General features: G+C 69.7%; 14 protein-coding genes and 2 tRNA genes. 2 read left to right on the forward strand and 14 right to left on the reverse strand.

Going from position 1 to position 14707, the window contains the following annotated elements; all coding sequences use genetic code 11:
- Positions 1-49 precede the first annotated feature (49 nt).
- Positions 50-1369, forward strand: coding sequence for a glutamate-1-semialdehyde 2,1-aminomutase (gene hemL, locus DY157_RS07485; RefSeq protein ID WP_115728049.1), 1320 nt, complete (start codon positions 50-52; stop codon positions 1367-1369).
- A gap of 1029 nt (positions 1370-2398) precedes the next feature.
- Here the strand turns inward: hemL and DY157_RS07490 are convergent.
- The 13 genes from DY157_RS07490 to DY157_RS07550 all read right to left on the reverse strand — a co-directional run bounded on the left by DY157_RS07490 (position 2399) and on the right by DY157_RS07550 (position 11686).
- Positions 2399-3247, reverse strand: a complete 849-nt coding sequence (locus tag DY157_RS07490; RefSeq protein ID WP_115728050.1) for a phage major capsid protein — start codon at positions 3245-3247, stop codon at positions 2399-2401.
- Between the two features lie 158 nt (positions 3248-3405).
- On the reverse strand, positions 3406-4080 hold the full coding sequence (locus DY157_RS07495) for a hypothetical protein (RefSeq protein ID WP_115728051.1): 675 nt from the start codon (positions 4078-4080) through the stop codon (positions 3406-3408).
- 127 nt (positions 4081-4207) lie between these two features.
- Positions 4208-4600, reverse strand: a complete 393-nt coding sequence (locus DY157_RS07500; RefSeq protein ID WP_115728052.1) for a WhiB family transcriptional regulator — start codon at positions 4598-4600, stop codon at positions 4208-4210.
- A 164-nt stretch (positions 4601-4764) separates the two neighbouring features.
- Positions 4765-5397 carry a hypothetical protein gene (locus DY157_RS07505; RefSeq protein WP_115728053.1) on the reverse strand — a complete coding sequence of 211 codons (633 nt, stop codon included), beginning with the start codon at positions 5395-5397 and terminating at the stop codon, positions 4765-4767.
- The gene (locus tag DY157_RS07510; RefSeq protein WP_115728054.1) at positions 5394-6293 is read right to left on the reverse strand and encodes a bifunctional DNA primase/polymerase; all 900 of its coding nucleotides are present in this window, start codon (positions 6291-6293) and stop codon (positions 5394-5396) included. The genes DY157_RS07505 and DY157_RS07510 overlap by 4 nt, the downstream gene beginning before the upstream one ends.
- The gene (locus DY157_RS07515) at positions 6290-6514 is read right to left on the reverse strand and encodes a hypothetical protein (RefSeq protein ID WP_115728055.1); all 225 of its coding nucleotides are present in this window, start codon (positions 6512-6514) and stop codon (positions 6290-6292) included. Before DY157_RS07515 ends, DY157_RS07510 begins: the two co-directional genes overlap by 4 nt.
- On the reverse strand, positions 6511-6822 hold the full coding sequence (locus tag DY157_RS07520) for a hypothetical protein (RefSeq protein WP_115728056.1): 312 nt from the start codon (positions 6820-6822) through the stop codon (positions 6511-6513). The genes DY157_RS07515 and DY157_RS07520 overlap by 4 nt, the downstream gene beginning before the upstream one ends.
- Positions 6819-7409: a hypothetical protein gene (locus tag DY157_RS11380; RefSeq protein ID WP_160159481.1), complete on the reverse strand. Its 591-nt coding sequence runs from the start codon at positions 7407-7409 to the stop codon at positions 6819-6821. Before DY157_RS11380 ends, DY157_RS07520 begins: the two co-directional genes overlap by 4 nt.
- On the reverse strand, positions 7406-7594 hold the full coding sequence (locus tag DY157_RS11385) for a helix-turn-helix domain-containing protein (RefSeq protein WP_160159482.1): 189 nt from the start codon (positions 7592-7594) through the stop codon (positions 7406-7408). The genes DY157_RS11380 and DY157_RS11385 overlap by 4 nt, the downstream gene beginning before the upstream one ends.
- Positions 7595-8381: 787 nt before the next feature.
- Positions 8382-9650 carry a tyrosine-type recombinase/integrase gene (locus tag DY157_RS07535; protein ID WP_115728059.1) on the reverse strand — a complete coding sequence of 423 codons (1269 nt, stop codon included), beginning with the start codon at positions 9648-9650 and terminating at the stop codon, positions 8382-8384.
- Positions 9651-9882: 232 nt separating this feature from the next.
- A tRNA-Ser gene (locus tag DY157_RS07540) sits at positions 9883-9976 on the reverse strand.
- A 69-nt stretch (positions 9977-10045) separates the two neighbouring features.
- Positions 10046-10132: transfer RNA gene (locus tag DY157_RS07545), tRNA-Ser, on the reverse strand.
- A gap of 213 nt (positions 10133-10345) precedes the next feature.
- On the reverse strand, positions 10346-11686 hold the full coding sequence (locus tag DY157_RS07550; protein WP_115728440.1) for an AGE family epimerase/isomerase: 1341 nt from the start codon (positions 11684-11686) through the stop codon (positions 10346-10348).
- A gap of 225 nt (positions 11687-11911) precedes the next feature.
- On the opposite strand from DY157_RS07550, the gene pgm reads away from it, so the two are divergent.
- Positions 11912-13582: a phosphoglucomutase (alpha-D-glucose-1,6-bisphosphate-dependent) gene (gene pgm, locus DY157_RS07555; protein ID WP_115728060.1), complete on the forward strand. Its 1671-nt coding sequence runs from the start codon at positions 11912-11914 to the stop codon at positions 13580-13582.
- A gap of 80 nt (positions 13583-13662) precedes the next feature.
- On the opposite strand, the gene DY157_RS07560 is transcribed toward pgm, so the two are convergent.
- The gene (locus DY157_RS07560) at positions 13663-14649 is read right to left on the reverse strand and encodes a LacI family DNA-binding transcriptional regulator (protein ID WP_115728061.1); all 987 of its coding nucleotides are present in this window, start codon (positions 14647-14649) and stop codon (positions 13663-13665) included.
- Between the last annotated feature and the right edge of the window lie 58 nt (positions 14650-14707).

Raw genomic sequence — 14707 nt, forward strand, 5'->3', positions numbered from 1 at the left:
CCACGAACCCGACGACGACACCGACTTCGAATCCGCAGAAGGAGACCCCATGACCCTCAACGACGACCTCTTCGCCCGCGCCGCCCGCGTGATCCCCGGCGGCGTCGACTCCCCCGTCCGCGCCTATGGATCGGTCGGCGGCGCCCCGCGCTTCATCGCGTCCGCCACCGGAGCGCGCATCACCGACGCCGAGGGGCGCGAGTACGTCGACCTCGTCTGCTCGTGGGGCCCGGCTCTCCTCGGGCACTCGCACCCCGAGGTCGTCGCCGCCGTCCAGGAGGCCGCCGCCCGCGGACTCTCCTTCGGAGCGCCGACGCAGGCCGAGACCCTCCTCGCCGAAGAGGTCCGGAGGCGCGTGCCCGCGGCCGAACGGGTCCGCTTCGTCTCGACGGGCACGGAGGCGACGATGACCGCGATGCGGCTGGCGCGCGGGGCGACCGGCCGCGACCTCGTCGTGAAGTTCGCGGGCTGCTACCACGGGCACTCCGACGGACTCCTCGCCGCCGCCGGCTCGGGCGTCGCGACCGGAGGGCTCCCGGGCTCGGCGGGCGTGCCCGCGGCCGTCGCCGCCCAGACGATCGTCCTCCCCTACGGCGACGAGGCCGCCCTCGAGTCGTGCTTCGCCTCCCGAGGAGCGGACATCGCCGCCGTCATCTGCGAGGGTGCCCCCGCGAACATGGGCGTCGTCGACCCGGGCGAATTCAATGCGGCGATCCGTCGGATCACCGCGGCGCACGGGGCGCTGATGATCCTCGACGAGGTCCTCACGGGCTTCCGCGTCGGCCCCGCGGGCTGGTGGGGGCTGCGGTCGGGGGCCGAAGGGGCCTGGACGCCCGACCTCTTCACCTTCGGCAAGGTCGTCGGCGGCGGGATGCCGCTCGCCGCGATCGGCGGGCGCGCGGCCGTCATGGACCTCCTCGCGCCGCTCGGCCCCGTCTATCAAGCGGGGACCCTCTCGGGGAATCCGCTCGCGACCGCGGCCGGGCTCGCGACGCTGCGGCTCGCAGACGAGGCCGTGTACGCGCGCGTCGACTCGGCAGCGAATACGATCGCCGGGATCGTCCATTCGGCCCTCGACGCCGAAGGCGTCCCGCATGCGATCCAGCGGGCGGGCTCGCTCTTCTCCGTCGCGTTCGGGCCCGAAGCCTCGCAGGGGCCGTTGCGCGACTACGCGCAGATGCAGGCGCAGGAGACCTGGCGCCATCCCCCGTTCTTCCACGCCTTCCTCGATGCGGGCATCGCCCTTCCTCCCTCGCTCTTCGAGGCCTGGTTCGTCTCCGCCGCGCACTCCGAGCGCGAGTTCGAGGCGATCGCCGACGCCGCGCCCGCCGCGGCGCGCGCAGCCGCGCGGGCGATGCGGCCGGAGTAGCAGTCGGCGGATCCCGGCCGGCCGCCGGTCGCGGAGTCGTGGGTCGGAGGCGTTTCCGACGTCCCAACTGCGAATCCGCACACAGTTTCGGCCCGGTGGGAGGGTCCCTCCAGGGATCCTCGGAGGAAAGCGCAGATCAGAGCCCTGCAGCATCAGAGCCGACGGAGAAACTGTGTGCGTTTCTGCGGGTGAGGCGTCGGCCTCGAGGCTCCCAGCGCCCCGTTCCTTCCACGTGCGAGTCACCCGGATCGCACACTCGATGCCCTTCCCGCCCACCAGAGCCCGCCGAGACGGCGATGTAGGTCATGCGAGAGGCTGATTCCGGGTGTCAGGCCACCTGGAACGCACACTCGATGCCCTTCCCGCCCACCAGAGCCCGCCGAGACGGCGATGTAGGTCATGCGAGAGGCTGATTCCGGGTGTCAGGCCACCTGGATCGCACACTCGATGCCCTTCCCCACCCGCGAAGCCCGCCGAGACGGCGATCCAGGGGACGAGGGTCGTCGGCTAGCGGAAGTAATGCTTTCGATGGACGAAGGTGATGCTCTCGGCGCGCGGACGTGATGCTCTCGGTGAGGGGAAGGAGCGGGTCCTGTTCGCCGTTTGAGCCCGACGCCGGGTTTCCCGCTGAATGGTGCGGAAAACCCCGAGATTCCAACGGTTGTGGAACCCCGGGGTTTTCCCCTGGCGGAGACGGCGGGATTTTCAACCAAACCGCTGTGAACAGCGCAAATAGTCGCCGTTCTTTGGTCCGTGGAACGTATGTGGAACAGCTCGGAGGAGTTCACGCGAGGGGATATGAGCGAATTATCGGCGAATTTCCAACTGAATATTATGCATGGTCGCGCATATTCTCGAATTGTGGAAAAAATGCGGGGAGATATTTCGCTATGACCTCGTTTGGGGAGCGGGCGGGGAGGGGAGGGGTACCCCCCTCCCCGCCTTGGTCCGTTGATGAGAATTTATTCATCGCCGGGCTTTCCGTGAATTCTCGTCGCCTTTTCGTCTGCGCATTTATTGCGCGATTTTCTAGGCGCCGATGGTGATTTTCTGAATTGCTGCGGGGTGCGGGTAGAGGATCGCGATTCGCATTGTGGCGCGGATGGCGATTCGGTCGGACGTGAAGAACGCGGATCCGTCTCGGTCGAGGGTGACGTCTTCGCGGATAGCGAAGACGCAGTGACTCTCCGGGATTCCCCAGACGGTGCCGGCTGCGACGGCCGGCGAGGAGAGGAGTGGGACGCCGGCGAGGATTCGGCGGGTCGGCTGGGTCGGGTCGGGTCCGAGTAGGGGGCGTTCGGATCCGGTCTGGTCCTTGAGCTTGGCGAGGGCGAGCGCGTCGGCGGGGTTGGCGACGAATGTCCGGATCTTCGCTGCGGCGTTCTCGGCGTTGTAGATCGCTTCGACGAACGGGTCCGAGTTCTTCCATGCGGTGCCGGCTGCGACGGTGCCGATTCCGGTGATGTCCCCGAGTCCTCGAGGGGGGACGAGCTTGTCGGCTCGGGATCCGAAGAACGCGGCGTCGATCTTGCGGGAGATGTCGCGGGCGAGGCCCTTTCCGACCTCGTCGGCGACGGAGGGGGCCGAGTCGGAGACGAGTTCGCGGGAGACGATGGTGAGGCCGGCGACCTTGTGGAAGGTGTCGACGTCTTCGGCGAGTACCTGGTCCGATGCGGGGATCTCTTCGCCTTCGGCGACCCACGCGGCCGACGGGTCGGCCTTGACGATGGGGAGGCGGATCGCGTCGACGTTGTCGGCGGAGAACATCTGCACGCCGGAGGCCTGGAAGGCGACGGACTGGGCCATTGTCGGCTGAATGACGAGGGGCCCGATCTCGTCGGGTAGGAACGACTTGCTGGTTTCGGTGGTCTTCATCATGGGAGGTTTCTCCGTTCATGGCGCCCCCGAAAACGGGTAGAGGGGCGCCGCTGTCGTGACGTTTCATGTCTCGCGGCGCCCCTCTAGGGCTCTGCGCTCCCCCGCTGGGGGTGCTGACCGGCGGGCGGCCCACGGGGCCAGCGTGTCGCCGATGTTGCCTAGAATTCTACGTCTCGGTCGGTGAACACGGAATACCACGAGGCCGATTCGAATGTGCCCGTGCTCGGGGCGCTGGAGATGCCACTGACGTAGACGTCTTGGGGACCGAGTTTGTAATCCTTGCGCATTCGCTCGAATGTCTCGGAAATCGCTTGCTTGTTCACTGTTCCGTCGACGTTGAGGAGCGTTGAGAAATCTCCGTCGAGTTCCTTCGAGAGGAGTCTTTCTGTGATGTAGTCGGGGAGCTGAGAAATGACGATTTGCCGAATGAGGGCGTTGTACATGGATTGGGCTGTCGCGAGCTTCTTCTCGGTCTCGCGGAGGCGCGTCCGGTATTTCGCGGCCTCGCGCGAGGCCCGGTCAGTCCCCACGGTCTCGGGACCCTCGGGGCCTTCGGTGGCCTCGGCAGAGTCGGCAGAGTCGGCAGAGTCGGGCGCCGGATCTTCGGGGTCGTTCGCTTCGATGGCCTCAGTCTGGCTTAGGGCCTCGTCGTCGGCCCCCTCGGTGGCGTCGGGGCCCTTGGGCGTGGCCGGTTCTGGATCCGGACTGGGTGCGGGGTCGGCGACCTCGAGGGGGGCGACGTCCTTGATCTCGAATTCCTTCGGCTTCGGCTGGTCGGGTGCGAAGAGTCGATGAATGAGGTCCTGCTCGTTGCTTACTGAGAATTCCGGCATTACTGGGTTCCTTCCTGTTTGGATTCGCTAGACGGTCGTCTGGCGGGCGTTTGGGTGGTTGATGGCCTCGCGTACTGGCTTGGCCCTGTTCGCGCGTCTGCGGGGCTTCTGGGTGGCTTCTCGCGTGTCATGCGGTCTGCTGTTCGTCGGCATCGGCGAGGGTCCGGCGGGCCGCCCGGTCGAGGCCTCCCCAGATCCCGAACTCTCGAGGGTTGGCGATCCCGTAGGCCCGGCACTCGTCGAGGACGGGGCAGCGGGCGCAGATCCGGGCCGCCATGTCGACCGCATCGGCGTAGTCGGCGCCGTTGAACGTTCCGTCGTTCGCGCGCCACTTGCGTTCGACGGTGAATTCCTCGAGCCCGTTGCACGGCGGCGCCTGGTCGAGCGCATCGAGGGCGGCCGAGAGCCAGCGGTACGCGGGTCGCGCGTCGTCCGGGATCGCGTGCGCAGCGCTGAGGGCCTTGAGCGCGTTCAGTTGCCGGAGCACTTCGGCGGGCGGCTTCTCGGTCGGCTTCGGCATCGGTTCGCCTCCTCAGGTTCGCGGTCGGTATCCGGGCACTGGCCGCGAGCGCGATCCGGTTCGCGGTCGGGGTCCGGGTCGGTACCAGGGCGGCGGCCGCGAGCGCGGTGGTCGGTTCGCGGGGCCCGGGGGTAGGGGGGTAGTGGTTTGTTGTTTTGTTTTGTTTATGGGGTGCGGTGTACCGCACCCTTTCCGGCGGTGTACCGCACCCTTTCCGGCGGTGTACCGCACCCTTTCTCTTCGGGTGTTGGGGGGTCGAGGTCGCCGGATTGGGTGCGGTCGTCCGCACCCTTTCGGGTGGCGTCGAGTTCGGCGGCCGTCGGCGTTCGGGATCCGGATTGGGTGCGGTCGTCCGCACCCTTTCGGGTGGCGTCGAGTTCGGCGGCCGTCGGCGTTCGGGATCCGGATTGGGTGCGGTCGTCCGCACCCTTTCGGGTGGCGTCGAGTTCGGCGGCCGTCGGGAGTCGGTAGGTGGTCGAGTGGCCTCGGAATGCGGTGGCGGTTGTTCCGGCTTCGGTGCGGGCGGGGACTACGACGTCGAGGCCCATTCGGCGCAGTGAGGCGATGGCGTCGGAGATGGTTCGCCCTCGGCGCCCGGTCCATGCTTCGAGTTCGGCTCGCGGGATGTAGGCCTCGCGGGGGCGGATCTCTTGGGCGTTGGGGTAGCGGGTGCCGTTGGCGTGTTCGGGGTCGTTCTCGGCGTAGGCGCGCCATGCGATTGCGAAGAGGACGAGTTTCTCGGTTCCGCCGATGTGGGCGGCGTGGGCGAGTAGCTCGGTGACGAGGGTGCCGCTCATGCGGCGCCCTGCGTCTTCGCGTAGTGGCGTTCCATTGCCGAGATGATCGTCTTTCCGACTTCGACGTCTTCGAGGCCGAGGTCTCGGGCGGCGTCGGCGAGGCGGTCGAGGACCTGCGGGGGGTGTCCTTCCTCGAGGAGACGGCACGCGACCCGGTAGAGGCGTTCGTTCCGTTCCCCCTCGTGGGTTGTCGTCCGGTACCAGCGGATGAGCCCGTCGGGCGATGGCGGCCGGCCGGATCCCGGGGCCGTTGAGGGGTCGTCCCGGCGCGCTCGCGGGCTTTGCGCGCTCGCGGGTGTCCTGGTGCGTGCGGGCGCCTGTTCGCGCCGTAGGGCGGCGTAGAGACGTCGGGGGCAGTGGAGGACGGGGCCGGGGTTCTCCCACGTGTAGGCAAGGCCGGTTGACGGGTGTCGGGAGGGTGGGGCGACGACGTAGCCGCGTCCGGCGGCCTTGACGTCGATTCCGACGAGGGGGCGGCCGTCGACGCCCTGGGGGTGGGCGGCGAGCGGCTGGGAGTCGCGGGTGAGGAACCAGAGGTGAAGGCCGCCGAACCCAGTGCGGACGGTGCGGGTCGCGGGCAGCGGATCCCCGTTGACGGCTTCGAGGTCGGCGAGGGTGCCGCCGTTGCGCGGGTCGATGTCGAGGACGACGACGCCCGGAGGGACGACGAGGCCGACGAGGGCGCTCGGGCGGGTCTTCCACCATTGGCGGATCTGCGCCGGGTCGGTGGTGGCCGCATGGAATCCCCTGCGGACCGCCGGGGCCTTCGCCTTGGGGCCCGTGTGGACGAGGGGGAGGACCTTCCACCCCCGGCCGGCGTAGTCGAGGGCGGCCTCGAGGGGCGTGGGGGCCTCGTCGATGGCGGCCGCGAGCGCGGGGGGCTGTTCGCGGGTCATCGTGTGGCCCCCTGGGTTTCGCGGTCGGCGATGGTGCGGGCGCGGCGTTCGCGGTAGTCCTGGGAGTGTTCGAGGGATTGGGCGGCGAATCGGAGGACGTCGGCGGCTTCGCGCATGAGGCCGTCTTCCTTCCAGAGGCGTTCGGCTTCGTTGATCGCTTCGGCGGCGATCTGTTCGAACGCGATGGCCGGCCGGTAGTGGGGGGTTTCGTTGCGGATCATCGGTGCGTCTCCTCGAGGGCGTCGAGGGTCGCGGCTTGGGCGACGGCTCGGGCGGCGTTTTCGGCGGCGACGGTCACGGCTGCGCGCTTCTCGTGGGTGAGTTCGGCGAGCTCGGGCACGTGGAGGGTGAGGATCTCGTACCGGGTGAGTTCTTCGCGGACGAGGCGGGAGAGGTCGGCGGCGACCTGGTTGAGGACGATCTCGGCGCCGGTGGGCGTGAGGTCGTCGATGAGGAGGCCGAGGCGGCCGATGCCGAGGTGTTCGGCGGCGGTCGCGAGCTGGGTGCGGGCGTCGTTCTTGGTGGTCATCGGAGTTCCCCCTCGGTGGCGAGGCCTCGGTCGAGGAGGGTGGGGTCTGTGATCGCTTCGTAGAGCGTGAGGGCGGCCTCGGTGGCCTCGGGTCCGAATGCGCGTTCGAACTGCTTCGCCTCGTCTGCGATGCGCTTGGCGCGGCGGACCATGATCCCGACGACTCGGTTCGCTTCGACGTGGATCGCGCGGCGTTGCTCGTCGGTGAAGTCGGCGAACCCGGGGGCGTAGATGGTGAGGATGTTGCGCGCGTCGAGCGTGGTCTCGTCCTCGGGGGTGTGCGGGTGTGCGGGTGCGGTGCGGCTGTCCATTGCCGGATCTCCTGTGCCTATCGGTGCAGTGGAGGCACGCGCGTCGTTTTCAGCGACGCGAGGGCCGGGAGCTGAAAACGCGCCGATAGTCGCGCCCGGGTATTCCCCCGCATGGGGCGGGGTCTTGTATTCCCACGGACTCCCGACGGCCTCGCAGAGGTCGCATGAAGAAACCGCCTTGACGGGGCGGTCACCGCTATCGGTAGGGGTGTTTTCAGCACCTGCGGCGAGCATACCCCGGGGATCTCGCGGCGTGGGGATTTCGGCGCGTGTCATGCTGCATCCTTCGGCGTGTAGCCGAGGCGGCGCAGTTCGCGGCCCGGGATCCGGATCGCGCGGCCGATGCGGACGGCTTCGAGCTCTCCTCGGTCGACCATGCGGCGCAGCGTGCGCGGGTTGACGTCGAGGACGTCGGCGAGGCGGGCGAGGCTGTAGAAGTCGGGGCCGGTGCTGGGGTTCACCTCCCCGGAGGACGTGCGGGGGTGACTGGGGGGCAGAGTTCGGGGCATCATTGGGGCGCCTCTTCCTGGTTCGCAGCTGGGTGAGGTGGCCGGGCGGTTCGTCCCCTGTCGCGTCGAGAGTTGCCGCTCTCGACTGGGGGCGTCCGCCCGGTCTGCTACTCCCCCACGTGGACCGGAGGGGACTCGCGTGCCCTCAATTCCAGCACGCGGGCGCGCCGTCTGTGTTGGGCCCCCTTCGCGGCCCGATTGGAGACGTCGAAACAGTTCGCCACCTGTAGTAACGCGACGGGTGCCGGTCGAGTAACTTAGGCGGCCCTTGGTAAACTTTTCGCCCGTTTCGCGGGGCCGGATCCGCTTGATCGCGCGAATTTTCGCCCGAAATGTGGTTACTGGTGTGGGGTGCGTCACTTCCTGGGCTATCCCGGACGCCATTCCGTCCGTTTTCCGGTCCCATTCGGTCCGGCGGATCCGCGTCGACGTCTGCGGCGCAATGGGGTGGGCACTTCTCGCCCACCCCCGGCGAGAGGGGGAACCGTGGTGCCCCCATTCCTAGGGTGTGGTGGCCGCGAGCGCGATCCGGTTCATGGTCGGGATCGGGCCGGGGCCCGGTCGGTGGCCGCGAGCGCCGGGGGGTCTCAATGGCGTCGAGATCCCCGGGGCGGATCGCGTCCGGTCGGTGGCGTGGAGGGTACGCAGATCCGCGTACCCCTCGGCGTTTGGGGGAACCGTGGTGCCCCCATTCCTGGGGTGTGGTGGGGGTACTCGGTGGGCGAGTATCCCCGGGGGGTTAGCGGCGTGGGGTTCGGGTGGGCCGGCCCCTGCGTCGGCCTTGGAGTTGTCGGAGGGTTCGCCGGCGGGCCGGCTGGGTGGCGTCGTCGGAGATGAGGGCGTCGAGGCGGGCGGCGAGGGCGCGGTCGCGTTCGGCGGTGGCGTGTTGGTAGATCTGCGCGGTCTTGGGGTCGGAGTGGCCGCCTCGGGCCATGAGTTCGGCGGGTGTGGCTCCGACTTGGGCGCCGTAGGTGAGTCCGGTGTGCCGGAGGTCGTGGAAGGTGAAGCGCTTGAGGCGGGGTGTGGATTCGGTGGGGAGTCCGGCGGCCGCTACGGCGGGGGCGTAGAGGTGCCAGAGGGTCGAGTTCCCGAGGTGGTGGGCGGGGTCTTTCTGGGAGGGGAAGAGGAGGGCATCGGGTGAGGCGAGGACGTGGGCGGCGAGATGGTCGGAGACGCGCTGGGCGACGGTGGCGGGCATGGTGACCGTGCGGATGCCGGCGGCCGACTTGGGGGCGTCGACGACGAATCCGCGTCCGGTGACGTGTTCGGCGGCTCTCCGGATGTGGAGGGTGTCGCCGTGGACGTCGCCTCGGCGCAGTTCGGTGACCTCGCCGAATCGGAGGGCGCACCATGCAGCGAGGTCGATCATCGCGCGGTAGCGGTCGGGCATGTGTTCGCGGATGGTGTCGATCTGCGCGGGGGTGGCGATGGTGGTCGCGCCCTGTTTCACGTGGGGGTCACGTCCCCAACCGAGGATCCGGTCGGCGGGGTTGGTGGGGATGTCGCCGGCGCGTTGGGCGTGGGCGAGGACGCCGGAGAGCATGACCTCGGCATTCCGGCGTCCGCCTTTGCGTCCGGGTGGGAGGGCGTCGCGCCATGCGCGGACGTCGGCCTCGGTGACGTCGCAGACGGGGAGTGCGGCGAGGGGCGTCGGGTCGAGGTGGGCGGCGACCTGTCGGCGGTAGTGCTCGAGGGTCTTGGGCTTCCACGGCTTGCCCTTGGTACCGGATTCGGCCCCGACATCGAGCCATTCGGCGGCGACGATCCCGACGGTTCGGGCTTGGGCTCGAGCGCGAGCGGCTTCGGCGGCGGCCGCGTCTTCGGGGGGTGTCCAGTGGCCGGAGGCGACGGCGGTCCATTGGGCGGATATCCATGCGTCGGCTTCGCCCTTGCGTTGGAAGGTCGTGGGCGCGTTGATCCATCGTCGCCGGTCGCGCGGATCCCGATAGCGGGCGCGGTAGCGGCCCGATGGGAGTCGTTCGATGCTCCCGAACCCGCGTCGGCCCATGATGGTCCCCTCCCCCAGGTCATCCGCTGTTCCACGCCCTCGGCTATTCCACGAATTTCCGCGAGCGCGGATCCGGCTCGCGTGGAACGTACGTGGAACGAGAGGGGTCCATCTGAGTCTATTCGAGTCCTCTCGGGTCCTGTTCGTCGTTTGAGCCCGACGCCGGGTTTCCCGCTGAATGGTGCGGAAAACCCCGGGATTCCAACGGTTGCGGAGCCCCGGGGTTTTCCCGTGGCGGAGACGGCGGGATTTGAACCCGCGAGGGGCTAATACACCCCTACCTCCTTAGCAGGGAGGCGCACTCGACCGGACTATGCGACGTCTCCAGTGCGGTCGACTCTAGTGCACGAAGCGCCCACCTCCAAAGAGGAGGCGCCCGGCGACGAGCCGATCAGCGGAGGGCGAGGGATTCGAACCCCCGGTGCCATTGCTGACACAGCGGTTTTCAAGACCGCCACCTTCGGCCGCTCGGTCAGCCCTCCGGACCCGCCGACGCAAGCCGACGGACCCGTCGATCGTACCCGACGCGGACGCCCGCCGAGCGCCGACCGCGAAGACGCGGAACGCGCGGTGCGTCACGCGGGGCGGAGCCGCCCGACGGCCTCCTCAAGATGGCGCACCGCCCCGGCCTCGTCGATGAACGAGAGCGGGGCGGTGGCGCGGACGAGCGGAGAAGGAGGCTCGCCGCAAGCAGGTCAGTGGCGCAGCCCGAAGAAGTTCCAGGACTTCTTGTCGGCCGGGGCCTCCTCCGGCTTGTCGAGGAGCCCGCGCGAGAGGGCCGCGGCGTACGGCGGCCACAGCGGCACGCGGACGGCGAGCATCGCCTGGACGGCGTGGTAGACGTCCCAGCGGGAGGACTTCGAGGAGACGACCGCTTCGTTGCGCGGGCCGAGGCGGCGGATCCAGCGGCCCGGCTGGGAGATGAGGTGGTCGTTGATGAAGTCGAGGAAGGAGCGGTAGCAGTGCTCGAAGTGCTCGACCTCGCCGATGGAGGCGCCGTCGTCGAGCATCGCGCGGCGCAGGGCGACGGTCGCGGATACGCCCTCGCAGACGACCCACTGCTGGTGCTCGTCCTCGCCGGGCACCGGCTCGCCGTTCGCGTCGATCGAGGTGGCGAAGCCCGCGTGCCCTTCGGTGCGGCGCCAGCCGTCGACGCGGGCGCGCTCGAAGAGCTCGAGGCCCATCTCCATGAGGTACTCGGGCTGGTTGCGCCCGAGCGAACGCAGGCCGGCCCGGATCTGGAGGGCGAGGCGCGACCACTGGAGGGCGTGGCCGGTGACGGCCCCGTGGTAGACGCGGCGCCGGTCGGCCAGTCCCTGGGGCTCGCCCGTCAGCGGCGTCCACGAGTTATCGAAGTACTCGGGCAGGCGCCAGTCCGAGTTCGAGGCGACGCGGTGCGCGAAGGCGGCCATCGCCTCGGCGCGCTCGATCCACACGGGGTCGGTCGTCGCCTCGGCGGCCGCGAGGTAGGCCTCGGCGGTGTGGAGGAGCGTGCCGGTCGTGCGGACGGGGAGGATCTCGGTGAAGGTCTCGTCGTACTGGTCGACGACGAGGCCGTTCGGCTCGAGCCAGTGCCGCTCCTGGTCGTGGAGGACCTGGCCGAGGAGTTCGTGGGCGCCCTGCCGGTTCGCGACGGTCGCCGCCGCGAGGCCGAGGATGACGTAGGCGTTGTGGTACTGGGACTTCGCGCGGCCCTCCTCGTCCCAGGGGACGCCGTGGCCGGATTCGTCGGGCTCCGCCTTGATCGACGTCCACATGCCGCCGTTCACCGGGTCGGTGAAGTACGTGCCGATGCAGGTGAGGGCATGGTCGGCGTAGCGGCGCGTGCCCGGCAGTCCCATGAGGACGCCGAGGGAGAACACGTAGAGCATGCGCGCCGTGACGGCGAGGTCGATGCTCCGCGTCGGGTCGGGCTCGCCCTCGTCCGTGAGGTGCGCGAATCCCGTGGGGACGATCGCCCCCTCGGCCTCGGCGATCAACGCCTGCATCTGCGTCGACAGCCACCTGTTGTGCTCGACGGAGTCAAACCACCCCACGAGGGCCTCCTGCATCGTCTTCGTTGCTCGAACCGGCGTGACCGGCGTAACACAGGGTAGCGGCACGCCGCCCGCTCCCGGGGGGACTCCGGCCCCAGAACGCGAAAGTGCGTCGGCCCGCCCCGGGGACGATCGACGAGGTCGGGGCCGTGCGTCCGGGGGAGCGGGATTCCGCTCTTCGGGAATCGGGCGTCGGAGCGCGCGAACGGGTGCGACACTGGTCGCATGCACGAAAGAGCCGGCACCGTTGCCCTTCCCGAAGACCTCATCGACGTCGACGAGGTCGTCTCCGCCTACTACGACATCGAGCCCGATCCGAGCGTCGTCGACCAGCGCGTCTCGTTCGGCACCTCCGGACACCGCGGGTCCTCGCTCGACGGCAAGTTCAACGAGGCGCACATCGTCGCGATCACCAAGGCGATCGTCGAGTACCGCGCCGCCCAGGGGTTCGACGGCCCCCTCTACATCGGCCGCGACACCCACGCCCTGTCCGAGCCGGCGTGGCGCACCGCCCTCGAGGTCCTCGCGGCCGCGGGCGTCACGGTGAAGATCGACTCGGGCAACTCCTACACGCCGACCCCGGCGGTCTCGGTCGCGATCCTCGGCGCGAACGGCGCGCCGGAGGCGCTGCGCACCTCGGGCCCGGGCCTGGCGGACGGCATCGTCGTCACGCCCTCGCACAACCCGCCGCGCGACGGCGGCTTCAAGTACAACCCGCCTCACGGCGGCCCGGCCGACACCGACGCGACCGGCTGGATCGCGAACCGCGCGAACGAGATCCTCGAGGAGGGCTGGCGCAAGGTCCCGCGCATCATCGGCCCCTCGCTCTTCGAGGACCCGCACCTCGAGAAGTTCGACTACCTGCGCTTCTACGTCGACCAGCTCGACCAGGTCATCGACATCGACGCGATCCGCGAGGCGGGCGTCCGCATCGGCGCCGACCCGCTCGGCGGCGCCTCGGTCGACTACTGGGCGGCGATCGCCGAGCGCTACGACCTCGACCTCACCGTCGTCAACCCGGTCGTCGATCCGGCGTGGCCGTTCATGACGCTCGACTGGGACGGGAAGATCCGCATGGACTGCTCGTCCCCGAATGCGATGGCGTCGCTGCGCCAGGCGATGACCCCGGATGCGAACGGCGAGACGCCCTACGACATCGCGACCGGCAACGACGCGGATTCGGACCGCCACGGCATCGTGACGCCGGACGGCCTCATGAACCCGAACCACTACCTCGCCGTCGCGATCGAGTACCTGTTCTCGCACCGCCCGGGCTGGGGCGAGGGCGCGGCGGTCGGTAAGACCCTCGTCTCCTCGGCCCTCATCGACCGGGTCGTCGCGTCGATGGGCCGCCGCCTCATCGAGGTCCCGGTCGGCTTCAAGTACTTCGTCCCGGGCCTGCTCGACGGCTCGGTCGGCTTCGGCGGCGAGGAGTCCGCGGGCGCCTCGTTCCTCCGCAAGGACGGGACCGTGTGGTCGACGGACAAGGACGGCATCATCCTCGCCCTCCTCGCCTCCGAGATCCTCGCGGTCACCGGCAAGACGCCCTCGCAGCTCCACGAGGAGCAGGTCGCGCGCTTCGGCGCCTCCGCCTACGCCCGCATCGACGCGCCCGCGAATCGCGAGCAGAAGGCGAAGCTCTCGGCCCTCTCCCCCGAGGACGTGACGGCGACCGAGCTCGCCGGCGACGCGATCGAGGCGAAGCTCGTCCGCGCGCCCGGCAATGACGCGGCGATCGGCGGTCTCAAGGTGACGACGGAGTCGGCGTGGTTCGCCGCCCGTCCGTCCGGCACGGAGGACGTCTACAAGATCTATGCGGAGTCCTTCAAGGGCGCCGAGCACCTCGCCGAGGTCCAGGAGGCCGCGAAGCGGGTCGTCTCCGACGTCCTCGGCTGATCCCCTCCGGTTCCGCAGTCCCCGGCCCCGTCCTCGTCGATCGCGCACGAGGGCGGGGCCGACTGCTCGCCGGGCGGGGTTCAGGAGGACGCGCGACGGACGAGGGACACGCTCCCGCACTCTGCGGGGACGGACTCGGTCGAGTCGTCGAGTTCGACGCGCAGGACCGCCTCGATCCGCGTGCCGATCCCCGCGTAGTCGAAGGCGACGGTCGACAGCGAAGGCGCGAGGAGGGCGGCGAGCGGGTCGTCGTCCATGCCGACGACGGCGAGGTCCTCCGGTACTCGCAGTCCGAGGCGGATCGCGGTCGTCGCGACGACGGCGGCGACCGTGTCGTTGAAGCAGCACATCGCGTCGACCTTCTGGCCGTTCTCGGTCATCGAGCGGAGGAACTCCTCGACCTGGCGGCCGGCGCTGTGCGGGGCGCCGGTGAGGCGCAATTCCCGGACGGGCGGCAGCTCGAGCGCGGCGGCCTTCGCGAGGGCGCCGGCGACGCGCGGCTCGGCGAAGGAGCGCGTGACCTCGGCGTCGAGGGAGAGGATCGCGATGCGCTCGCGTCCCGTCTCGGCGAGGTGGGCGACCTGGAGCGCGCCCGCCTCCCGGTCGAGGTCGGCGACCGGCTCCGCGAGGGAGAGGACTTGGACCCCGGCCGCGCGGGCGGCCCGCAGGTCCTCCTCGGGGAGCGGGAGGAGTTCGAGAATGACGCTCGGCGAGATGTCGCGCAGAACGTCGCGGAGTCGGTTGGACGGGCCGAGCGTGAGGACGGTGAGCGAGCGCCCGGCGCGTCGCACGCCGTAGGTGAGGGCGGAGACGAGCGAGGAGAAGTTCGAGCTCGCGGGCACGTCGGGAACAGCGAGGAGGACGATTCCGGAGCGGCCCCGGCGAAGGGCGCGCGCGGCCGCCTGGGGAGTGTATCCGAGCTGGTCGGCGGCGCTTCGAACCCTGTCGATCGTCTCCTCGGGGAAGGTGTGGCGGCCCGAGCCGTTGAGGATGTAGGACACGGTCGAGCGGGAGACCCCGGCGATCGCCGCCACGTCGGCCGCGGTCGGTCGCTTCCTCGGATTCATCGGTCACCCCTTGCGTTCTTCGCACTGACACCTTACGGTAGTGCCACATAACTCACAC

It is taken from the genome of Actinomyces culturomici (assembly GCF_900499005.1).
Taxonomy (GTDB): Bacteria; Actinomycetota; Actinomycetes; order Actinomycetales; family Actinomycetaceae; genus Pauljensenia; species Pauljensenia culturomici.